Raw genomic sequence first — 22,101 nt, 5'->3', positions numbered from 1 at the left:
GGGTGTCATGTGCCGGGGCGGCAGCGGTGGTCGACGGAAGCGGCTCCGGTCCCGGACAGCCGGAAGGGGCGGTACGCGTGACGCGTACCGCCCCTTCCCGATCGGTCCGGCGGCCCGGCCCGCGGTCTCGATTCCGGCGGCCCGGACGGGAGTTCACTCCCCGGTGGGGTCCTCCGTGTCGGAGGTGTCCGGGGTGTCGGGGGACTCCGGCGCGTTCCGTGGCGGCGGGGTGTCCGAGCCCTCCGAGGAGCCGGTCCCGGCGCCGGAACCGATGCCCGAACCGGTGCCGGACTCCGTGCCCGGCTCCGTCTCCGGCTCCGTGTCCGGTTCCGTGCCGGACTCGCGGTCCCGGGCCTCCGCCCCGCCTTCCTGAGCGCCGCCGGACTCGGGCCGCTGGGTCAGCGGCGGCCGGGTGCGACCGCCGGGAGTGTCGCGGAGGTACGAGGCCGGCTCGCCGCTCTCCGTGGCGTGGCCCGGGGCTCCCGCCGCCGGACCGCCGCCGTCCCTGCGGCGCAGATAGCGCTCGAACTCGCGGGCGATCGCCTCGCCGGACGCCTCGGGCAGCTCGGCGGTGTCCCGGGCCTCCTCCAGCGTCTGCACGTACTCGGCGACCTCGCTGTCCTCGGCGGCGAGCTGGTCGACGCCCAGCTGCCAGGCCCGCGCGTCCTCGGGCAGCTCGCCCAGCGGGATGCGCAGGTCGATCAGATCCTCCAGACGGTTGAGCAGGGCCAGCGTCGCCTTCGGGTTGGGCGGCTGCGACACGTAGTGCGGTACGGCCGCCCACAGGGACACCGCGGGGACGCCCGCGTGCGTGCACGCCTCCTGGAGGATGCCGACGATGCCCGTGGGGCCCTCGTACTTGGTCTCCTCCAGATCCATTGTGCGGGCCAGATCGGCGTCGGAGGTGACCCCGCTGACCGGCACCGGACGGGTGTGCGGGGTGTCGCCGAGCAGCGCGCCCAGGATCACCACCAGCTCCACGCCCAGTTCGTGCGCGAAGCCGAGCAGTTCGTTGCAGAACGAGCGCCAGCGCATCGACGGCTCGATACCGCGCACCAGCACCAGATCGCGCGGCTTCTCGCCGCCGATCCGGACCACCGACAGGCGCGTGGTGGGCCAGGTGATCTTGCGTACGCCGCCGTCCAGCCACACGGTCGGCCGGTTCACCTGGAAGTCGTAGTAGTCCTCGGCGTCCAGCGCCGCGAACACCTCGCCCTTCCATTCCCGGTCCAGATGCGCGACCGCGGCGGAGGCGGCGTCACCGGCGTCGTTCCAGCCCTCGAACGCGGCCACCATGACTGGGTCGATCAGCTCGGGAACCCCCTCCAGCTCGATCACCCAGCGCCTCCTTCCGATGTGCCCTCGCGTACGCCTCAACCTTACGGCGTGCCGAGGGGACCTCCGCAGCCCCCTTGCACGGGGGAGTGAACGGATCACTGCCCCGTCGGGGCCCGGGAAACACGCGCGCCCGCCACCCCGCCCCGCGGGCCCGGGCCGGCCGTCCCCGGCCAACTCGCCCGCCGGCGGAGCGTCTTGCCGCGCCGCAGGGGTCCGCGAGCGCGCGCGGTGACCGTACACGGGTGAGGGGCGGCACCCCCCGTGGGAGCCGCCCCTCACCCGTCCGTGGACGCCTACTTGTCGTCGAGCAGGTCCTGGACCCGGCCGCGGACCTCGTCCGTGGCCAGACCCCGGATCGTCAGCGTCGTACGGCGGCGCAGCACGTCGTCCGCCGTCTCGGCCCACTCGTTGTCCCGGGCGTAGACGACCTGCGCCCAGATCTCCGGGGCGTCCGGGTGGACGCGCTCGCCGAGCGCCGGGTCCTCGTTGGCCAGCCGGGCGATGTCGAAGGCCAGCGAGCCGTAGTGGGTGGCCAGATGCCGGGCCGTGTCGGCGGCCATGCGCGGGCCGGGAGCCGGGCCGTCCACCAGGAGGCGGTGGGCGACCGCCCGCGGATTGGCGACGCCGGGGAGCGGCATCCGCTTCGGCAGTTCGGAGATCGGCTCGAAGTCCTCGCCCAGGGGCCGGCCCGGCAGCGACTCCAGCTTCTTCATGACGGTGCGGCCGATGTGCCGGAAGGTGGTCCACTTGCCGCCCGCGACGGACAGCATCCCGCCCCGGCCCTCCGTGACGACCGTCTCGCGCTTGGCCTTCGAGGTGTCGCCGGGACCGCCAGGCAGCACCCGCAGACCGGCGAACGCGTACGTGATCAGATCGCGCGAGAGCTGCTGGTCGCGGATGGAGAACGCGGCCTCGTCGAGTATCTGGGCCGTGTCCTTCTCCTTGACCGAGACGTCCGCCGGGTCGCCCTCGTACTCCTCGTCCGTGGTGCCGAGCAGCAGCATGTCCTCCCACGGGAGGGCGAAGGTGATGCGGTACTTGTCGATCGGGGTGGCCAGCGCGGCCTTCCACGGGGAGGTGCGCTTGAGGACCAGGTGCGCGCCCTTGGACAGCCGGATCGACGGAGCCGCCTTCGGGTCCTCCATCCTGCGCAGGTGGTCGACCCACGGGCCGGTCGCGTTCAGCACGAGCCGCGCGCTCACGCCGAACTCGTCGCCGGACAGCCGGTCCCGCAGTTCCGCGCCCGTCACCCGGCCCCGGGTGAAGCGCAGGCCCGTGACCTCCGCGTGGTTCAGGACCGCGGCCCCCGACTCGACGGCCGCGCGGACCGTCATCAGCGCCATGCGGGAGTCGTTCATCTGGTCGTCGCCGTACACGGCCACGGCCTTGAGGTTGTCGGTGCGCAGCTCGGGCACGTCCTGCGCGGCCTTGGAGGGGCTCAGCAGGTGTCCCACGCCGTCACCGAAGGCGGAGAGGGCGGAGTAGGCGAAGACGCCCGCTCCGAGCTTCGCCGCGCCGTGCGGCCCGCCCTTGTACACGGGGAGGTAGAACGTGAGCGGATTCGCCAGGTGGGGTGCCACCTGGCGGGAGACCGCACGGCGCTCGAAGTGGTTCTCGGCGACCAGCTTCACCGCGCCGGTCTGGAGGTAGCGCAGACCGCCGTGGAGGAGCTTGGAGGACGCGGAGGAGGTGGCGCCGGCGAAGTCGCCGGCGTCGACCAGAGCCACCCGCAGCCCGGACTGCGCGGCGTGCCAGGCGGTGGAGATGCCCAGGATGCCGCCGCCGATGACGAGGAGGTCGTACGTCGCCTTGGAGAGCTGTTCCCGGGTCTCGGCGCGGCTCGGGTTGGAGCCGGAGGCCGGGTGCGTACCGAGGGCAGGCACGGACTGCGTGGTGGACTGGCTGGTCATTGCGGGTTCTTACTCCTCGTCAGTTCTCGTCTTCGATCCAGCCCATGGTCCGCTCGACGGCCTTGAGCCAGCTCTTGTACTCACGGTCGCGGACGTCCGCGGCCATGTTGGGGGTCCATTCCGCGGCCCGGCGCCAGTTGGCGCGCAGGTCCTCGGTGTTGGTCCAGAAGCCGACGGCCAGACCGGCGGCGTAGGCGGCGCCGAGGCAGGTGGTCTCGGCGACCATCGGGCGCACCACGGGTGCGTCCAGGACGTCGGCCAGGGTCTGCATCAGCAGGTTGTTGGAGGTCATGCCGCCGTCGACCTTGAGCGCGGTGAGCTCGACGCCGGAGTCCTTGGTCATGGCGTCGCTGATCTCACGGGTCTGCCAGGCGGTGGCCTCCAGGACGGCGCGCGCGATGTGCGCCTTGGTGACGTACCGGGTCAGGCCGGCGATCACACCGCGGGCGTCGGGACGCCAGTACGGGGCGAACAGACCGGAGAAGGCCGGCACGAAGTAGGCGCCGCCGTTGTCCTCGACCGAGGACGCGAGCGTCTCGATCTCGGCGGCGGACTGGATCAGGCCCATCTGGTCGCGCATCCACTGCACGAGCGACCCGGTGACGGCGATGGAGCCTTCGAGGGCGTAGACCGGCTCCTGGTCGCCGATCCGGTAGCCGACCGTGGTCAGCAGGCCCGAGTACGAGTTGATGATCTTGTCACCGGTGTTCATCAGCATGAAGGTGCCGGTGCCGTACGTGGACTTGGCCTCGCCCTCGGAGAAACAGGTCTGGCCGAACAGGGCCGCCTGCTGGTCGCCGAGCGCGGAGGCGACCGGGATGCCGCCGAGCAGCTCGCCGAGCGGGCCGCCGGTGACCTCGCCGTAGACCTCGGCGGAGGAGCGGATCTCGGGCAGCATCGCCAGCGGGACGCCGATGGACTCGGCGATCTTCTCGTCCCAGGCGAGGGTGTGCAGGTTCATCAGCATGGTGCGCGAGGCGTTGGTGACGTCGGTGACGTGCTTGCCGCCGTCGACACCACCGGTCAGGTTCCAGATGACCCAGGTGTCCATGGTGCCGAAGAGGATGTCCCCGGCCTCGGCGCGCTCGCGCAGGCCCTCGACGTTGTCGAGGAGCCAGCGCGCCTTGGGGCCGGCGAAGTACGACGCGAGCGGCAGGCCGGTCTCGCGGCGGAAGCGGTCCTGGCCGACGTTGCGGCCGAGTTCCTTGCAGAGCGCGTCGGTGCGGGTGTCCTGCCAGACGAGCGCGTTGTGGACGGGCTCACCGGTGTTCTTGTCCCAGAGCAGCGTGGTCTCGCGCTGGTTGGTGATGCCGATGGCCTTGATGTCGTCACGGGTGATGCCGGCCTTCGAGATGGCTCCGGCGACGACCTCCTGGACGTTGGTCCAGATCTCGGTGGCGTCGTGCTCGACCCAGCCCGGCTTCGGGAAGATCTGCTCGTGCTCCTTCTGGTCGACGGAGACGATGCGGCCGTCACGGTCGAAGACGATGCAGCGCGACGAGGTGGTGCCCTGGTCGATGGCGGCGATGAAGGGGCCGGCGGTGTGTGCGTCGGTCACGGTGTGCTCCTGGTGTCCGTGGATGAGGGGCTGCGTACGGCGCGGTGCTTCAAAGCGGTGCTGTGCGGCTCATGGTGCATGGGGCGCGGCTTCCAAGCGTGCTGGAGCGGGGGCTCCTAGGCGAAGGCGACGTTGTAGATGCCTGCTGCGATCGCGCCGCCGATGAGCGGGCCGGCGACCGGTATCCAGGCGTAGCTCCAGTCGGAACCACCCTTGTTGGGCAGGGGGAGCAGGGCGTGCACGATGCGCGGACCGAGGTCACGGGCCGGGTTGATCGCGTAGCCGGTGGGACCGCCGAGCGAGAGACCGATGCTCACCACGACGAAGGCGGTGATCAGCGCGCCGAGGACGCCCAGACCGTCGCCGTTGTTGTTCAGTCCCTGCGTGAGGATCGCGAGGACCAGGACCACGGTGCCGATGATCTCGGTGGCGAGGTTCTGCACCACGTTGCGGATCTCGGGGCCGGTGGAGAAGACGCCGAGCACCGGGCCCGCGCCCGGCTCCTCGGCCTCGACGGCCTTCGCGGTCCGCTCCTCGGGGCCGCCGACGATCTCGCTGTCGGTGAGGTGCGCGAGGAACTGGCCGTAGTAGGCGACCCAGACCAGTGCGGCGCCGATCATGGCGCCGAGCAGCTGTCCGCCCCAGTAGGTGGCGAGGTTGCTGTAGTCGTCGTTCTTGATCGCGAGCGCGAGCGTCACGGCCGGGTTGAGGTGGGCACCCGACAGCGGCGCCGAGATGTAGACCGCGGTCATGACCGCGAAGCCCCACCCGAAGGCGATGGCCAGCCATCCGGCGCCGCGCGCCTTGGATGCCTTCAGCGTGACGGCGGCGCACACGCCACCGCCCAGCAGGATGAGTACGGCGGTACCGATGGTCTCGCCGATGAAGATGTCGGAGCTGGACACCCGCGACTCCTTTGTCCTTCGTCCAGGGGAAGCCGAACCCCGGGTCCCTCCGGTGGTTCGTGCTCTCGGGGAGTGAGAGCGATCTCGGCCCTGGCATTGCCACACCCTAACGCCTATTGCCGGTAGGTGTTCGACAATGCCGACCGATGGACGGGAGTCTTGCTCCCGGTTCGCCGACTCGTCAAGGGTTCGGTTATCGAAAACGGGATCGTTATTGATTGCTGTGTGCTATCGGTGCGTCGTCGCACGTCCGAGAGCATGCGAAGGAGGCCGGGAAGCATTCCGCTTCCCGGCCCCGGCAGCTGTGGATCCCGGACCCCGGCCCGTACGAAACGGGACCGTCGGGTGTGAAAAAGGCGGCGGGCCGACCCGTGCGACGGCACGGCCGGCCGACGATGCGCGCGCCACGACCGCCCGCGAGGGCACCGCACCCCCGCGACCCGCGGCCGTGGGCGCAGGCGTCATCGGGTGCGGGCGAAGGCTCCATGACCGCCCCGTGGGCGGTGTGTTCGCGCCCAGGGGCCCGTCAGCGCCGTTCGCCGGCCCGTGGCGCCCCCGCGAACGGCGTTCGCGTCAGAAGCGCCCGGCACCCAGGTCGCGCGACACCGCGCGGGCGCAGTCGCGCACCGCCGCGATCAGTTCCGGACGCAGTTCCCCGTCCTTGCAGACCCGCTCCACGGCCCCGGTGATGCCCACCGCGCCGACCGGCATCCGCCGCCGGTTGTGGATCGGGGCGGCGACCGAGGCCACCCCCGTCCAGGTCTCCTCGACGTCGTCCGCGTACCCGCGCGCGCGGGTCAGGTCGAGGACGCCCTCAAAGTCGTCCAGCTCACTGATCGTCCGCGGGGTGAACGCCTTGCGCTCGACCTCCAGGACCTCGCTGTGCGCCACCGGGTCGTACGCCGACAGCACCTTGCCCAGGGCCGTGGAGTGCAGCGGCTGCATCGCCCCGACCTCCAGGACCTGCCGGCTGTCGTCGGGCCGGAAGACGTGGTGCACGATCAGCACGCCCTGCTGGTGCAGCACGCCCAGATACACGCTCTCGCCGCTGGAACGGGCCAGGTCGTCGGTCCACACCAGGGCCCGCGCCCGCAGTTCGTGCACGTCCAGATAGGTGGTGCCGAGACGCAGCAGCTCGGCGCCCAGCTGATAGCGCCCGGACACCGCGTCCTGTTCGACGAACCCCTCCTGCTGGAGCGTGCGCAGGATGCCGTGGGCCGTACCCTTGGCCAGACCGAGCGAGGAGGCGATGTCCGACAGGCCGAGCTGCCGCTCGCCGCCCGCGAGCAGCCGCAGCATCGCCGCTGCCCGCTCGAGCGACTGGATGTTCCGTGCCATCGCCGTGCTGCCTCCGTCCCCTTCGACCGCCGGCGCGACTACCCGCTGCCGTTCGGCAATGTCGAACACTACCGGTCGTCACCGATCTCCCGCCAATGGGTGGTCGCCCCCGGTTCCGTCCTTCTCCACACCGCGGCCATCCACGCCACACCCGTCCGCCTCGTGGACGCCCATGACCGATCCGTGGTGCTCCGGGCTACCCTGACGGCGTGCGCCTTCCACGGGAAGCGCAAAGCCGACAGCCGTCGCACTCCAGGGAGCACCTTCATGGCCTCGTTGCCGAACCCGTCCCTTTCGTCCGGTCCTTCCGAAGGCCGGCAGCGAACCGACGCACTTCGAGAAGCCCTCGCCACCCGGGTCGTGGTGGCCGACGGCGCGATGGGCACCATGCTTCAGGCGCAGGACCCCACGCTCGAGGACTTCCAGGACCTCGAGGGCTGCAACGAGATCCTCAACATCACCCGCCCCGACATCGTGCGCTCCGTCCACGAGGCCTACTTCGAGGTCGGCGTCGACTGCGTGGAGACGAACACCTTCGGGGCGAACCACTCGGCGGCGGCCGAGTACGACATCGCCGACCGCGTCCACGAACTCTCCGAGGCCGGCGCCAGGATCGCCCGCGAGGTCGCCGACTCCTTCGGTGCCCGCGACGGCCGCCAGCGCTGGGTCCTCGGCTCGATCGGCCCCGGCACCAAGCTGCCCACCCTCGGCCACGTCTCGTACGGCACCCTGCGCGACGGCTTCCAGGCCAACGCCGAGGGCCTGCTCGCCGGTGGCGCCGACGCCCTGATCGTCGAGACCACCCAGGACCTGCTCCAGACCAAGTCCTCCGTCCTCGGCGCGCACCGCGCCATGGAGGCGACCGGCGTCCGGGTGCCCCTGCTGGTCTCGATGGCCTTCGAGACCACCGGCACCATGCTGCTCGGCTCCGAGATCGGCGCCGCCCTGACCGCGCTGGAACCGCTCGGCATCGACATGATCGGCCTGAACTGCTCGACGGGCCCCGCCGAGATGAGCGAGCACCTGCGCTATCTCACCCGCCACTCCCGCATCCCCCTGCTGTGCATGCCCAACGCCGGCCTGCCCGTCCTGACGAAGGACGGCGCCCACTTCCCGCTCGACGCCGAGGGACTCGCCGACGCCCAGGAGAACTTCGTACGGGACTACGGCCTCTCCCTGATCGGCGGCTGCTGCGGCACGACCCCCGAGCACCTGCGCCAGGTGGTCGAGCGAGTGAACGGCCTCACGCCCGCCGAGCGCAGCCCGCGGCCCGAACCCGGCGCCGCCTCCCTCTACCAGACGGTCCCGTTCCGTCAGGACACCGCCTACATGGCGATCGGCGAGCGCACCAACGCCAACGGCTCGAAGAAGTTCCGCGAGGCCATGCTGGAGGCCCGCTGGGACGACTGCGTGGAGATGGCCCGCGACCAGATCCGCGAGGGCGCGCACATGCTCGACCTCTGCGTCGACTACGTCGGCCGCGACGGCGTCGCCGACATGGACGAACTGGCCGGCCGCTTCGCCACCGCCTCCACCCTGCCGATCGTGCTCGACTCCACCGAGGTCGAGGTCCTGCGCGCGGGACTGGAGCGCCTCGGCGGCCGCGCGGTCCTCAACTCCGTCAACTACGAGGACGGCGACGGCCCCGAGTCCCGGTTCGCGAAGGTCACCGGCCTCGCGCGCGAGCACGGCGCCGCGCTGATCGCCCTGACCATCGACGAGGAGGGCCAGGCCCGCACCGTCGAGACCAAGGTCGCCATCGCCGAACGGCTCATCGAGGACCTCACCGGCAACTGGGGCATCCACGAGTCCGACATCCTCATCGACACCCTGACCTTCACCATCTGTACGGGCCAGGAGGAGTCCCGCAAGGACGGCATCGCGACCATCGAGGCGATCCGCGAGCTCAAGCGCCGCCGCCCCGACGTCCAGACCACGCTCGGCCTGTCCAACATCTCCTTCGGCCTCAACCCGGCCGCCCGCATCCTGCTCAACTCGGTCTTCCTCGACGAATGCGTCAAGGCCGGCCTGGACTCGGCCATCGTCCACGCCTCCAAGATCCTGCCGATCGCCCGCTTCAGCGAGGAGGAGGTCACCACCGCCCTCGACCTCATCCACGACCGGCGGTCCGAGGGCTACGACCCGCTCCAGAAGCTCATGGCCCTGTTCGAGGGCGCCACCACCAAGTCGCTCAAGGCGGGCAAGGCCGAGGAACTGGCCGCGCTCCCGCTGGACGAGCGCCTGAAGCGCCGGATCATCGACGGCGAGAAGAACGGCCTGGAAACCGACCTCGCCGAGGCCCTCCAGGACCGCCCCGCCCTCGACATCGTCAACGAGACCCTCCTCGACGGCATGAAGGTGGTCGGTGAGCTGTTCGGCTCCGGCCAGATGCAGCTGCCCTTCGTGCTCCAGTCCGCCGAGGTCATGAAGTCCGCCGTCGCCTACCTCGAACCCCACATGGAGAAGTCGGACGCGGAGGGCAAGGGCACCATCGTCCTGGCCACCGTCCGCGGCGACGTCCACGACATCGGCAAGAACCTCGTCGACATCATCCTGTCCAACAACGGCTACAACGTCGTCAACCTCGGCATCAAGCAGCCGGTCTCCGCGATCCTGGACGCCGCCGAGGAGCACAAGGCCGACGTCATCGGCATGTCGGGACTCCTGGTCAAGTCCACGGTGATCATGAAGGAGAACCTGGAGGAGCTGAACCAGCGGGGTCTGTCCGCCGACTACCCCGTCATCCTCGGCGGCGCGGCCCTGACCAGGGCCTACGTCGAGCAGGACCTCCACGAGATCTACCAGGGCGAGGTCCGCTACGCCCGCGACGCCTTCGAGGGGCTGCGCCTGATGGACGCCCTCATCGGCGTCAAGCGCGGGGTGCCCGGCGCGGTCCTGCCCGAGCTCAAGCAGCGCCGGGTGCGCGCGGTCGCCTCCGTGGAGACCGAGGAGCGGCCGCAGGAGGGTCACGTCCGCTCCGACGTCTCCGTCGACAACCCCGTACCGAAGGCCCCCTTCACCGGCACCCGCGTGATCAAGGGCATCCAGCTCAAGGAGTACGCCTCCTGGCTGGACGAGGGTGCCCTGTTCAAGGGCCAGTGGGGTCTCAAGCAGGCCCGCGCCGGCGACGGCCCGACCTACGAGGAGCTCGTCGAGACCGAGGGCCGGCCGCGGCTGCGCGGACTGCTCGACCGGCTCCAGCGGGACAACCTGCTGGAGGCCGCCGTGGTCTACGGCTACTTCCCGTGCGTCTCCAAGGACGACGACCTGATCATCCTGGACGACCGGGGCAACGAGCGGACCCGGTTCACCTTCCCGCGCCAGAGCCGCGGCCGCCGGCTCTGCCTCGCCGACTTCTTCCGCCCCGAGGAGTCGGGGGAGACCGACGTGGTCGGCCTCCAGGTCGTCACCGTCGGATCGCGCATCGGCGAGGAGACCGCCAAGCTCTTCGAGGCCAACGCCTACCGCGACTACCTCGAACTGCACGGCCTGTCCGTCCAGCTCGCCGAGGCCCTCGCCGAGTACTGGCACGCGCGCGTCCGCTCCGAGCTGGGCTTCGCGGGGGAGGACCCGGCCGCGATCGACGACATGTTCGCCCTGAAGTACCGCGGCGCCCGCTTCTCCCTCGGCTACGGCGCCTGCCCGAACCTGGAGGACCGCGCCAAGATCGCCGAGCTCCTCGAACCGGAGCGCATCGGCGTCCACCTCTCCGAGGAGTTCCAGCTCCACCCCGAGCAGTCGACCGACGCCATCGTCATCCACCACCCCGAGGCGAAGTACTTCAACGCACGGTGAGGGTCCCGACGCGCCGCGGCACGCGGCACGACGCACACTGATCGGATAAGTCGTACACTGGTCGGTCCATCGCAGGCCGGTCGTCCCCTGGCGTACAAGGGGGCGGCCGGCCTGATCGTCCCTCAAGGAGGTGCGCCAGGATGACCAGTACGGTCCCCGCGCTCGGAACCCGTACGGCCGAAGGCTCAGCCCTTCAGGCCGTGCTCCTCGACATGGACGGAACCCTGGTGGACACCGAGGGTTTCTGGTGGGACGTGGAGGTCGCCGTCTTCGCCGCCCTCGGACACACCCTGGACGACTCCTGGCGCCATGTTGTGGTCGGCGGACCCATGACCCGCAGCGCGGGATTCCTCATCGAGGCCACCGGCGCCGACATCACCCTGCCCGAACTGTCCGTGCTGCTCAACGACGGTTTCGAGGAGCGCATCGGCCACTCCCTGCCGCTGATGCCCGGAGCCGCCCGGCTGCTCGCCGAGCTCGCGGCGCACGAGATGCCCACCGCACTGGTCTCGGCCTCGCACCGGCGGATCATCGACCGTGTCCTTGGCGCGATCGGCTCCCACTTCTTCGCCCTGACCGTCGCCGGCGACGAGGTCGAGCGGACCAAGCCGTTCCCCGACCCCTACCTCCTCGCGGCCGCTCGGCTCGGTGCCGAACCGGCGCGCTGCGCCGTCATCGAGGACACGTCGACCGGCGTCGCCTCCGCCGAGGCCGCGGGCTGCCAGGTGATCGCCGTGCCCTCGGTCGCCCCCATCAGCCCGGCCGCCCGCCGTACCGTGGTGCGTTCCCTCGAAGAGGTCGACCTGCCCTTTTTGCATCGTGTGATGACAAAGGCGCACTGACCGATCACGGAACGTCGCCCGCTTCATGGCGCAGCGTGCGGAATCGAATGCGCGGGAAAGGCGCGGGCGTTCCGTGTGGTAAGCGCGGGCGAGGGTCTTCAGGAATTCAAATCGGGGCGGAACCACTAATTCCGGTACGCCTCAATCAATTTTACGGTGTGACGTTCGCCACGTTACGGAGGGTCGACAGTCGGACCGGATTGTGCACGCACCGCCCATGTGTGAAGGCTTCGCGTGCCCTTGTGTCCCGATTGATGAAAGCCTGCACTAATCCTTCCCGTGTCGGGTTATCGGTGTGTCCACGCCCGGTTTCGCAGCGTGAGCGGAAGACGGCTCCGGTACCGGTATGGACGACGTTGTGGTGCGGACTAATGTCATCGCGAGAACATCGCCGTAACCCCGTGACCGCCGCGCCACCCCTGCATGCCGGTTCGCGGAACCTACAGCTCTGGAGAAACACGAGCATGAACCGCAAGACTTTGGTGCTGCCGGCCGTGGTCGGCCTGCTCGCCCCAGTGCTCGCCGCCTGCGGCGGGTCCGCCAGCGGGGGCAACAGCGGCGATGCCATCGTTGTCGGTACCACGGACCAGTTCACCGCCTCGAAGGATGCCCCGGCACCGTTCGACCCGGCGTACGCCTACGACGTCGGCACCTGGAACGTGCTCCGTCAGACCGTGCAGACGCTGATGGTCCAGCCGCGTGGTGACGGTGAGCCCCAGCCCGAGGCGGCCGAGAAGTGCGGCTTCACCGACAGCGGCAACGAGCGCTACGCGTGCACGCTGCGCGAGGGCCTGGAGTTCTCCAACGGTGACGCGATCACCGCCAAGGACGTCAAGTTCTCCATCGACCGTGCCAGGGCCATCAAGGCCGACAGTGGTGTCGCGGCCCTGCTGTCCACCGTCGACACCGTCGAGACCCGTGGCGACCGCGAGGTGATCTTCCACCTCAAGATCGCCGACGCGACCTTCCCGTTCAAGCTGTCGACCCCGGTCGCCGGCATCGTGAGCTCGAAGGACTACGAGAAGAACCACCTGCGCGACGGCTTCTCCGTGGACGGCTCCGGTCCTTACACCGTGAAGATCGACTCCAAGGACGACACCGTCACCCGGGCCGTCTTCACGAAGAACCCGCACTACACGGGCCAGCTGAAGGTCAAGAACTCCCAGGTCGAGCTGCGCTCCTTCACGGACGCCAACGCCATGGGCACGGCCCTCGACAAGGGCGACATCGACCTGATGACGCGCTCGATGACGCCGGAGCAGATCAACAAGCTGGACAACGCTTCGGGCGGCAACATCAACCTGAACGAGATGCCCGGCCTCGAAATCCGCTACCTGGCCTTCAACACCAACGCCCCGTCGGTGAAGTCGACCGCCGTCCGCCAGGCCATGGCCCAGGTGATCAACCGCGGCGAGCTCATCTCCAAGGTCTACGGTTCCCAGGCCGAGCCGCTCTACTCGCTGGTCCCGGCGACCATCACCGGCCACGCCAACGCGTTCTTCAACAAGTACGGCGACCCGAGCGTCAGCCGCGCCCAGTCGCTGCTGAACAAGGCCGGCATCACCACCCCGGTCAAGCTGACCCTGCACTACACGACCGACCACTACGGTACGGTCACCGCGCAGGAGTTCCAGGTCCTGAAGAAGCAGCTCAACGCGACCGGTCTGTTCGACGTCAGCATCCAGGGCACGCCGTGGGCCAAGTTCCGTCCGGCCGAGCAGAAGGGCGACTACGAGGTCTACGGCATGGGTTGGTTCCCCGACTTCCCCGACGCCGACAACTACCTCGCGCCCTTCCTCGACAAGGACAACTTCCTCGGCTCGCCGTACTCGAACCCCCGGATCAGCAACACCCTGATCCCGGACTCGCGACGCGAGGCCGACCGTCTCACCGCCTCCAAGAGCCTCACGACCATCCAGGACATCGTCGCCAACGACGTCCCGGTCATCCCGCTCTGGCAGGGCAAGCAGTACATAGCCGCGCGTGACGACATCACGGGCTCGGAGTGGGCGCTCAACTCCTCCTCCACCCTTCAGCTCTGGGAGCTGAGCCGCGGCGTCAGCGAGTGACCTGAGCATCAAGACCCGGGGCCGACAGGCCCCGGGCCCGACCCGGGACCCGACGGTCCCGGGTCTTTCGGGTTCGACAGGCGGACACGGCGCCGCCGCGTCCCCGGTACGCCGAAGGGCGCCCGTTCCGTTGTGGAACGGGCGCCCTTTCGCGCTCTCCCGACGGGGCCGGGCCCCGGGGACGGCCGGGCGCTACTGCGCGCCGGGACGCACCAGCCCGCTCTCGTACGCGTACACCGCGGCCTGCACCCGGTCGCGCAGCCCCAGCTTCGTCAGCACATGCCCCACATGCGTCTTGACCGTGGTCTCGCTGACGAACAGATCGGCCGCGATCTCCGCGTTCGACAGACCACGCGCCACCAGCTTCAGCACCTCGACCTCACGGTCGGTCAGCGTGTGCAGCGTGTCCGGAACCGGCTCGTCCCCGGACGGGAGATGGCCCGCGTACTTGTCCAGCAGGCGACGCGTGATGCTCGGCGCGAGCATCGCCTCGCCCGCCGCCACCACCCGGATCGCCTGCACCAGCTCGTTGGCCGGCGCGTCCTTGAGGAGGAAACCGCTGGCACCGGCCCGAAGCGCCTCCACCACGTACTCGTCGAGGTCGAACGTCGTCAGCACCAGCACCTTCGCCGGACCGTCCCGGCCGGGTCCTGTGATCTGCCGCGTCGCCTCCACACCGTCCATCCGCGGCATACGGATGTCCATCAGAACCACATCGGGCTGGAGCGCACGCACTTGATCGAGTGCCTGGAGACCGTCACCGGCCTCGCCGACGACCGCGAGATCCGGCTCCGCCTCCAGAATCATCCGGAACCCGGTGCGCAGCAGCGGCTGGTCGTCGACCAGTAGGACGCGGATGGCCACGTAAGTCTCCTTCGCTAGTCCGGCCCCATTCTGCCCTGCTCACCCGCACCCGACCCGGGCGCCCTGACCGGGAGCGGATATGCCGGGGGAGTACCACCGAATTCCGGACACACCGCTTGGTGATCACACCAGCCGCAGAGCTTGGTGGGGCGCGGCCGCCACTCACCCGTCTCCGTCGCCTCCCGGATCGCGTCCCACAGAGCGAGCAGCTTGCGCTCGACCCGCTCCAGGTCCCCGATCTCGGGGTCGTATGTCAGCACGTCGCCGCTGCCCAGATACACGAGCTGGAGACGGCGGGGGACCACCCGCTTCAGCCGCCACACCACCAGCGCGTAGAACTTCATCTGGAACAGGGCGCCCTCGGCGTACTCGGGCCGCGGCGCCTTGCCGGTCTTGTAGTCGACGATCCGGACCTCGCCCGACGGCGCCACATCGACCCGGTCGATGATCCCGCGCAGCGTCAGCCCGGAATCCAGCCGCGCCTCCACGAACAGCTCCCGCTCGGCCGGTTCGAGCCGTGTCGGGTCCTCCAGCGTGAACCAGCGCTCCACCAGCCGCTCGGCCTCGGACAGCCAGCGCGCGAGCCGCTCGCCCTCCGGGTCGTCCGCGAACAGCTCCACGACCTCGGGCTTCGTCTCCCGCAGCCGGTCCCACTGCGCCGGGATCAACGACTTGGCCCGCGGCGCCGTCCGGTCCACGGCCGGCGCGTCGAACAGCCGCTCCAGGACCGCGTGCACCAGGGTCCCCCTGGTCGCCGCCTCGCTCGGCTTCTCGGGCAGCTTGTCGATCACTCGGAACCGGTAGAGCAACGGACACTGCATGAAGTCACTGGCACGCGAGGGCGACAGCGAGGCGGGCGCGCGCGCGACCGCGGGAGCCGGACCGTCCACGACGGCCCCGCCGACGGCTTGGCCCACGAGAGCTCCGTCGGCCACGGCCGGTTCTTCGGGCACGGCGCCCTCGGTGCTGGTTTCCATGACAACAGACCATACGGCCCGCCACCGACAGTGAACCGGTCCCGGCGGGCACGACGGCACGGAAAACACAAGGGGTGCCGGGGCGGAACGCGCCGCGACGGCCGCATACCATCGACTCCAGACCCTCCCGCTCCACACGAACCGGGGGGCGGGGGACGCTTCGAACGAGGGGACATCGTGGACGAGAGCGGCGGGAGCGGGCAGCCGCGGTCCGGTACGGGCGAGACGACCGAGCACCACGAGAGGCCCCCGGCCTCCACCGGTCCGGCCTCCGGCGCGCACCCCGGACCAGCGACGCCCGAGACCACCGGGCCGGACCCCACGGCCGCCGGCCACGACTCCCGGACCCGGCCCGACGCGGACCACGGTCCCCGGGACCGGACCGCACCCCCCGCTCGGCCCGAGGACACCCCCCACCCGCAGGAGGGCACCACCGCCCGGCCGTCCGACGGCCCCCTCTCCCACCCGGAGACCGGGCCCGACGACACCGCGACGCCCCCGGACACGACCGGACCGGACCCGACCACGGACCGACCCGAGCCGACCCCGGGCCCCACCGGAGCCGAGCCGACCCCCGGACCCGAGGCCGCGGCCCCCGCCGCACCGGCCGGCGACCCGCTGACGAAGACCCCCGCCCCCACCGCGCGCACCGGCGAGGACGCACCCCACGAAGACCCCTCGGCACCCTTCGGAACCACCACCCCGACCGCCGGCACCGACCGCGACCGGGACCAGGACGAACCCGCCGACACCCCCCGCACCCGCGCCCGCAGCGGCACCGCCGGACGCCCGCCCCGCCGCGCCAAGGAACCCGGCGGCGGACTCCTCATGGGCCGCCCCTTCGGCGTCCCCGTGTACGTCGCCCCCAGCTGGTTCCTCGTCGCGGCCCTGATCACCTGGGTCTTCGGCGGCCAGCTCGACCGCGTCCTGCCCGACCTCGGCGCCGCCCGCTACCTCGTCTCCCTCTTCTTCGCCGTCGCCTTCTACGCCTCCGTCCTCGTCCACGAACTCGCCCACACCGTCGCCGCCCTCCGCTTCAAACTCCCCGTACGCCGCATCCAGCTCCAGTTCTTCGGCGGCGTCTCCGAGATCGAGAAGGAAGCCGAGACCCCCGGCCGCGAGTTCGTCCTCGCCTTCGTCGGCCCCCTCCTCTCCCTCGTCCTGTCCGGCCTCTTCTACCTCGCCATGCTGCCCGTCGAGCCCGGCACCGTACCCGGCGTCCTGCTGGCCGGCCTGATGGTCTCCAACCTCATCGTCGCCGCCTTCAACCTGCTCCCCGGCCTGCCCCTCGACGGCGGCCGGATGCTCCGCGCCGTCGTCTGGAAGATCACCGGCAGGGCCATGAGCGGCACCGTCGCCGCCGCCTGGGTCGGCCGCGCCCTCGCCGTCTCCGTCCTCATCGGCCTGCCCCTGCTCACCCGGTCCTCGGCACTCGGCGCCGCCCCCGAGAACACCGGCAGCATGGACACCGTCACCGACGCCCTCCTCGCCGCCATCCTCGCGGCGATCATCTGGACCGGCGCCGGCAACAGCCTCCGCGTGGCCCGCCTGCGCGAACACCTCCCGGAACTGCGCGCCCGCAGCCTCACCCGCCGCGCCGTCCCCGTCGAGACCACCACCCCCCTCTCCGAAGCGCTCCGCCGCGCCAACGACGTCGGCGCCCGCGCCCTCGTCGTCGTCGACGCCGACGGCGAACCCCTCTCCCTGGTCCGCGAGGCCGCCATCGTCGGCGTCCCCGAACACCGCCGCCCCTGGGTCGCCGTCAGCGGCCTCGCCCAGGACCTCACCGACGGCATGCGCGTCTCCGCCGAACTCGCAGGAGAGGACCTCCTCGACGCCCTGCGCGCCAGCCCCGCCACCGAATACCTCGTCGTCGAGGACTCCGGCGAGATCTACGGCGTCCTGTCCGCCGCCGACGTGGAACGCGCCTTCGTCAAGGCCATGGCCCGCCCCTCCTGACCGTGGTCGGCGGCCCCGCCGGGGACCGGTAGGCTGTTCACATGTCCGAACCGACCGGTGCCGCCCGCAGGCGCGGGCCCTTCAAGGTCGGGGACCAGGTACAGCTGACCGACCCCAAGGGCCGCCACTACACGTTCACGCTCGAGGCCGGGAAGAACTTCCACACCCACAAGGGTTCCTTCCCCCACGACGAGCTGATCGGCGCTCCCGAGGGCAGCGTTGTCCGCACCACGGGGAACGTCGCCTATCTCGCGCTGCGCCCCCTGCTCCCCGACTACGTCCTGTCCATGCCCCGCGGCGCCGCCGTGGTCTACCCCAAGGACGCGGGGCAGATCCTGGCCTTCGCCGACATCTTCCCCGGCGCCCGCGTCGTGGAAGCGGGAGTCGGCTCCGGCTCGCTGAGCAGCTTCCTGCTGCGCGCCATCGGCGACCAGGGCATGCTGCACTCCTACGAGCGCCGCGAGGACTTCGCCGAGATCGCCCAGCAGAACGTGGAGCGCTACTTCGGTGGACCCCACCCCGCCTGGCAGCTCACCGTCGGCGACCTCCAGGACAACCTGAGCGACACCGACGTCGACCGCGTCATCCTCGACATGCTCGCCCCCTGGGAATGCCTGGAGGCCGTCTCCAAGGCGCTCGTCCCCGGCGGCATCCTCTGCTGCTACGTGGCGACCACCACCCAGCTCGCGCGGACCGTCGAGTCGATCCGCGAGATCGGCTGCTTCAACGAGCCGACCGCCTGGGAATCGATGATCCGCAACTGGCACATCGAGGGCCTGGCCGTCCGGCCGGACCACCGCATGATCGGCCACACCGGCTTCCTGCTCACCGCCCGCCGCCTCGCGGACGGCGTCGAGCCGCCCATGCGCCGCCGCCGCCCCGCCAAGGGCGCGTACGGCGAGGACTACGCCGGCCCGAACGCCGACGGCGGCACCGCCCGCTGACGTACCCAACGCACCACGCCTGTGGCCGAGTTCCCGGACCCCTCCGGGAACTCGGCCACAGCGCTTCGGCCTTGACACACCAACAGGAACCCCTGCACGGACCGCCGTCAGGACGGCCGGCCCACTTCCCTCCTGTGGACCGGGGTCGCGCGACGGGCTTCGCGACGGCTCGGTGAGGGGCGTTGCGGCGGACTCCCGGCGGAGCCCCGGCGCTCCTCGGAGGGCGGCCGCACGGCGAGGGGACGAGGGCTGCGCGGGGAGCCGCGGCGGCCGTGACACGAGGTCGTGAGGGCCGATCCGCCGGGTCGCGACGACCACCGGGCGCGGCCACGAGAGCCGTAAGACGAGGTCGCGGCGGCTTCGCCAGGGCCGGTGCGCAGGGCACGACCGGTGCCCCGGACGGCACGGCCACGGCGGCCCGGCCGGGGCCTCGCGCGGACCCCGCCGGAAACTCCGGAGGAACTCCCCACGAGTCCGGACCCCGCCGTTCCACCAGGCTGTGACGTGTGGCACCATGCGGGACACCCACCCCACCGGCACAGCCCTCGCGGGAGACACCCCTAGTGCAGCATTCCGTTGTCCCGGAACTGGCGCATACGCAGACCAGCCCCATCCAGTGGGTCGCCACGGCAACCGCCATCGCCGGAGTCGTGGCCCTGTCCTCGGTCATCCATCCCGACCCGGCGAGAGCGGCCCAGCCCGGCACCGGACCGAAGACGGCGGCGGTCACGGCCGCCGCCCCCGACGCGGCCGGTGTGGACTACCCGATCGTCTGCGGGCCCACCAAGGTCCTCGTGGAGAAGAAGGCGTCCGGCGACCTGGACGGCGACGGCCGCCCCGAGACCGTCGCCGTCGTCCGCTGCGACGCGGGATCGGGCACCCCGCCCAGCGGTGTCTACGTCCTCACCCAGGCGGAGGGAGCGAAGCGGCCCAGGGTCGTGGCGACCCTCGTCGACCCCAAGGACCGCCTCAGCGTCACGGACTTCGCGGTGCGCGACGGAGCCGTCACCGCCACGCTCCTCGGCTACTCCTCGGCCGACGTACCGAGTTGCTGCCCGGACCTGAAGCAGGACGCCAAGTGGCAGTGGAAGAACGGCGCGTTCATACGCTCGACGCCGTCCGAAGCACTCGGTGCCTGAACGCGCCCCCGGCGCGAGACCCGAACAAAAAAGAACACCCTCCGCGCCGCGGAGGGTGTGAGAAACCGGTCACCTGATGACGTGGAGTACCCGGAAGGTCACTCCGCGTCGGGACCGAAGACTTCGACCTTGTCCGAAACCCGACGGACATGGATGCAGTCCCCCGGACACTCCTTCGCCGAGTCCACCACGTCGCTCAGAAGCGGCAGGGGCACGGGCGTTGTGACGCCCACGGCCTGGAGAAGCTCGTCCTCGGGACTCTTCACATACGCCAGACCGTCGATGTCCAGCTCAAAGACCTCGGGCGCGTACTGGACGCAGATCCCGTCGCCCGTACAGAGATCCTGGTCGATCCAGACCTCAAGCGCCTCGCCGCTGACTCCGGCCTCCTGCTGCACGGTCATTTCTCCTGCCGTTTTCTGCGTCGAGCGAACCGAAGACTGGGGAATCGGGCCAGCTCTGACGGGTGTTGAACACTTCGACCCTACCTCCGCCCGCTTCCCAATCATGTTCGGTGGGTATTCCCCTGGCGTGAGGGAGAGCGCAAGGGTGAAGATCGGACACACCCCGACAGTCTTTGTGATCTAGGGGTTTCAATCGACACCCACCCAGGTAGGGTCTGGAAGCGTCCAGCTCCCCTTGGAGGAGGTGAGGACCGTGGCAGCCCACGACGACGACATGAACCGCGGCATCCGCCCGGGAAGAGGGTCCGATGACCCCGCCGGGCAGATTGCCTACCTTGAGCAGGAGATCGCCGTCCTGCGACGCAAGCTCGCCGACTCTCCGCGACACACGAGGATTCTCGAAGAGCGGATCGTCGAGTTGCAGACCAACCTGGCAGGCGTGTCCGCACAGAACGAGAGACTGGCGAACACGCTCCGTGAGGCCCGCGACCAGATCGTGGCCCTCAAGGAGGAGGTCGACCGGCTCGCACAGCCGCCGGCCGGCTTCGGAGTCTTCCTCACGGCGAACGAGGACGGCACCGCCGACATCTTCACCGGGGGCCGCAAGCTCCGGGTGAACGTCAGCCCCAGCGTCGAGCTCGACGAGCTCAGGCGCGGCCAGGAAGTGATGCTCAACGAAGCCCTCAACGTGGTCGAGGCCATGGAGTACGAGAGCGTCGGCGACATCGTCACCCTCAAGGAGATCCTGGAGGACGGCGAGCGCGCCCTCGTCCAGGGACACACCGACGAGGAAAGGGTGGTCCGGCTCGCCGAACCGCTCCTGGACGTCAACATCCGGCCCGGAGACGCCCTGCTCCTCGAACCCCGTTCCGGCTACGTCTACGAAATCGTTCCCAAGAGCGAGGTCGAGGAACTCGTCCTCGAAGAGGTCCCGGACATCGGCTACGAGCAGATCGGCGGTCTGGGCGGCCAGATCGAGATGATCCGCGACGCGGTCGAGCTCCCGTACCTCTACCCCGACCTCTTCAAGGAACACGAACTGCGGCCCCCGAAGGGTGTCCTCCTCTACGGACCCCCCGGATGCGGAAAGACGCTCATCGCCAAGGCCGTGGCCAACTCACTGGCCAAGAAGGTCGCCGAAGTGACCGGCCAGGCCACCGGTAAGAGCTTCTTCCTCAACATCAAGGGCCCCGAGCTCCTGAACAAGTACGTCGGCGAGACCGAGCGGCAGATCCGCCTCGTCTTCCAGCGTGCCCGGGAGAAGGCCAGCGAGGGCACCCCCGTCATCGTCTTCTTCGACGAGATGGAATCCCTCTTCCGCACCCGCGGATCCGGCGTCAGCTCGGACGTGGAGAACACCATCGTCCCGCAGCTGCTCGCCGAGATCGACGGTGTCGAAGGCCTCCAGAACGTGGTCGTGATCGGAGCCTCGAACCGCGAGGACATGATCGACCCCGCCATCCTGAGGCCCGGCCGGCTCGACGTGAAGATCAAGATCGAACGCCCGGACGCCGAAGCGGCCAAGGACATCTTCCAGAAGTACCTCACCGAGCGCCTCCCGCTGCACTCCGAGGACGTCGGAGAGCACGGCGGCGACAGGGCGGCCACCGTCCACGGCATGATCCAGACCGCCGTGGAGCAGATGTACGCCGAATCCGAGGAGAACCGCTTCCTGGAGGTCACCTACGCCAACGGTGACAAGGAAGTCCTTTACTTCAAGGACTTCAATTCCGGCGCCATGATCGAGAACATCGTGGGCCGCGCCAAGAAGATGGCCATCAAGGACTTCTTGGAGCACAGCCAGAAGGGCCTCCGGGTCTCCCATCTCCTCCAGGCGTGCGTGGACGAGTTCAAGGAGAACGAGGACCTGCCGAACACCACCAACCCCGACGACTGGGCCAGGATCTCCGGAAAGAAGGGCGAACGGATCGTGTACATCCGAACGCTCATCACCGGAAAGCAGGGCGCGGACACCGGACGCTCCATCGACACGGTGGCCAACACCGGTCAGTACCTGTAAAAGACAGGGCGGCTGCGGGTGCCCTCCACGGGTATCCGC

Annotated in this window: 15 protein-coding genes; 7 read left to right on the top strand and 8 right to left on the bottom strand. The window is 70.1% G+C overall.

What is annotated here, in order from left to right; all coding sequences use genetic code 11:
• Positions 1-153 precede the first annotated feature (153 nt).
• The 5 genes from WJM95_RS05610 to WJM95_RS05590 form a co-directional block, all read right to left on the bottom strand.
• Entirely contained in the window at positions 154-1,338 is a 1,185-nt protein-coding gene (locus tag WJM95_RS05610; RefSeq protein ID WP_339128342.1) for a PAC2 family protein, read from the bottom strand.
• A 293-nt stretch (positions 1,339-1,631) separates the two neighbouring features.
• Positions 1,632-3,248, bottom strand: a complete 1,617-nt coding sequence (locus tag WJM95_RS05605) for a glycerol-3-phosphate dehydrogenase/oxidase (protein ID WP_339128341.1) — start codon at positions 3,246-3,248, stop codon at positions 1,632-1,634.
• A 19-nt stretch (positions 3,249-3,267) separates the two neighbouring features.
• Positions 3,268-4,806 (bottom strand): glycerol kinase GlpK, encoded by a 1,539-nt coding sequence (gene glpK / locus WJM95_RS05600; protein WP_339128340.1) that lies wholly within the window; start codon positions 4,804-4,806, stop codon positions 3,268-3,270.
• A gap of 116 nt (positions 4,807-4,922) precedes the next feature.
• On the bottom strand, positions 4,923-5,711 hold the full coding sequence (locus WJM95_RS05595) for an MIP/aquaporin family protein (RefSeq protein ID WP_339128339.1): 789 nt from the start codon (positions 5,709-5,711) through the stop codon (positions 4,923-4,925).
• A 573-nt stretch (positions 5,712-6,284) separates the two neighbouring features.
• The gene (locus WJM95_RS05590; RefSeq protein WP_339128338.1) at positions 6,285-7,049 is read right to left on the bottom strand and encodes an IclR family transcriptional regulator; all 765 of its coding nucleotides are present in this window, start codon (positions 7,047-7,049) and stop codon (positions 6,285-6,287) included.
• A gap of 267 nt (positions 7,050-7,316) precedes the next feature.
• Between WJM95_RS05590 and metH the strand changes: the two genes are divergently transcribed.
• From metH to WJM95_RS05575, 3 genes are all read left to right on the top strand, one after another.
• Complete coding sequence (gene metH, locus WJM95_RS05585; protein WP_339128337.1) at positions 7,317-10,844, top strand: methionine synthase; 3,528 nt, start codon at positions 7,317-7,319, stop codon at positions 10,842-10,844.
• Positions 10,845-10,984: 140 nt separating this feature from the next.
• On the top strand, positions 10,985-11,686 hold the full coding sequence (locus WJM95_RS05580) for an HAD family phosphatase (RefSeq protein WP_339128336.1): 702 nt from the start codon (positions 10,985-10,987) through the stop codon (positions 11,684-11,686).
• A gap of 464 nt (positions 11,687-12,150) precedes the next feature.
• Positions 12,151-13,755 (top strand): ABC transporter substrate-binding protein, encoded by a 1,605-nt coding sequence (locus WJM95_RS05575; RefSeq protein ID WP_339128335.1) that lies wholly within the window; start codon positions 12,151-12,153, stop codon positions 13,753-13,755.
• Positions 13,756-13,947: 192 nt separating this feature from the next.
• Here the strand turns inward: WJM95_RS05575 and WJM95_RS05570 are convergent, their stop codons facing one another.
• On the bottom strand, positions 13,948-14,619 hold the full coding sequence (locus WJM95_RS05570) for a response regulator transcription factor (RefSeq protein WP_037628456.1): 672 nt from the start codon (positions 14,617-14,619) through the stop codon (positions 13,948-13,950).
• A gap of 14 nt (positions 14,620-14,633) precedes the next feature.
• Positions 14,634-15,596: a PD-(D/E)XK nuclease family protein gene (locus WJM95_RS05565; RefSeq protein ID WP_339128332.1), complete on the bottom strand. Its 963-nt coding sequence runs from the start codon at positions 15,594-15,596 to the stop codon at positions 14,634-14,636.
• Positions 15,597-15,773: 177 nt separating this feature from the next.
• Between WJM95_RS05565 and WJM95_RS05560 the strand changes: the two genes are divergently transcribed.
• The 3 genes from WJM95_RS05560 to WJM95_RS05550 all read left to right on the top strand — a co-directional run bounded on the left by WJM95_RS05560 (position 15,774) and on the right by WJM95_RS05550 (position 19,638).
• A complete protein-coding gene (locus WJM95_RS05560) occupies positions 15,774-17,555 on the top strand; it encodes a site-2 protease family protein (RefSeq protein WP_339128331.1) in 1,782 nt (593 codons plus the stop codon).
• Positions 17,556-17,596: 41 nt separating this feature from the next.
• A complete protein-coding gene (locus WJM95_RS05555; protein ID WP_339128330.1) occupies positions 17,597-18,499 on the top strand; it encodes a tRNA (adenine-N1)-methyltransferase in 903 nt (300 codons plus the stop codon).
• A gap of 563 nt (positions 18,500-19,062) precedes the next feature.
• Positions 19,063-19,638, top strand: a complete 576-nt coding sequence (locus WJM95_RS05550; protein WP_339128328.1) for a hypothetical protein — start codon at positions 19,063-19,065, stop codon at positions 19,636-19,638.
• A gap of 98 nt (positions 19,639-19,736) precedes the next feature.
• On the opposite strand, the gene WJM95_RS05545 is transcribed toward WJM95_RS05550, so the two are convergent.
• The gene (locus tag WJM95_RS05545) at positions 19,737-20,042 is read right to left on the bottom strand and encodes a ferredoxin (RefSeq protein ID WP_339128327.1); all 306 of its coding nucleotides are present in this window, start codon (positions 20,040-20,042) and stop codon (positions 19,737-19,739) included.
• A 253-nt stretch (positions 20,043-20,295) separates the two neighbouring features.
• On the opposite strand from WJM95_RS05545, the gene arc reads away from it, so the two are divergent.
• On the top strand, positions 20,296-22,062 hold the full coding sequence (arc, locus tag WJM95_RS05540; RefSeq protein ID WP_339128326.1) for a proteasome ATPase: 1,767 nt from the start codon (positions 20,296-20,298) through the stop codon (positions 22,060-22,062).
• The last annotated feature ends 39 nt before the right edge of the window (positions 22,063-22,101 follow it).

Origin of the sequence: Streptomyces sp. f51 (genome assembly GCF_037940415.1) — a bacterium.
GTDB lineage: Bacteria > Actinomycetota > Actinomycetes > Streptomycetales > Streptomycetaceae > Streptomyces.
The sequence above is the reverse complement of the archived record's forward strand: the minus strand, read 5'-3'. Positions and strand labels throughout refer to the sequence as shown.

Excerpts from the sequence above, each read along its gene's own strand:
- WJM95_RS05605 (WP_339128341.1), bottom strand. The coding sequence starts at position 3,248 with ATGACCAGCCAGTCCACCACGCAGTCCGTGCCTGCCCTCGGTACGCAC.
- WJM95_RS05590 (WP_339128338.1), bottom strand. The coding sequence starts at position 7,049 with ATGGCACGGAACATCCAGTCGCTCGAGCGGGCAGCGGCGATGCTGCGG.
- metH (WP_339128337.1), top strand. The coding sequence starts at position 7,317 with ATGGCCTCGTTGCCGAACCCGTCCCTTTCGTCCGGTCCTTCCGAAGGC.
- WJM95_RS05580 (WP_339128336.1), top strand. The coding sequence starts at position 10,985 with ATGACCAGTACGGTCCCCGCGCTCGGAACCCGTACGGCCGAAGGCTCA.
- WJM95_RS05575 (WP_339128335.1), top strand. The coding sequence starts at position 12,151 with ATGAACCGCAAGACTTTGGTGCTGCCGGCCGTGGTCGGCCTGCTCGCC.
- WJM95_RS05565 (WP_339128332.1), bottom strand. The coding sequence starts at position 15,596 with ATGGAAACCAGCACCGAGGGCGCCGTGCCCGAAGAACCGGCCGTGGCC.
- WJM95_RS05555 (WP_339128330.1), top strand. The coding sequence starts at position 17,597 with ATGTCCGAACCGACCGGTGCCGCCCGCAGGCGCGGGCCCTTCAAGGTC.
- WJM95_RS05545 (WP_339128327.1), bottom strand. The coding sequence starts at position 20,042 with ATGACCGTGCAGCAGGAGGCCGGAGTCAGCGGCGAGGCGCTTGAGGTC.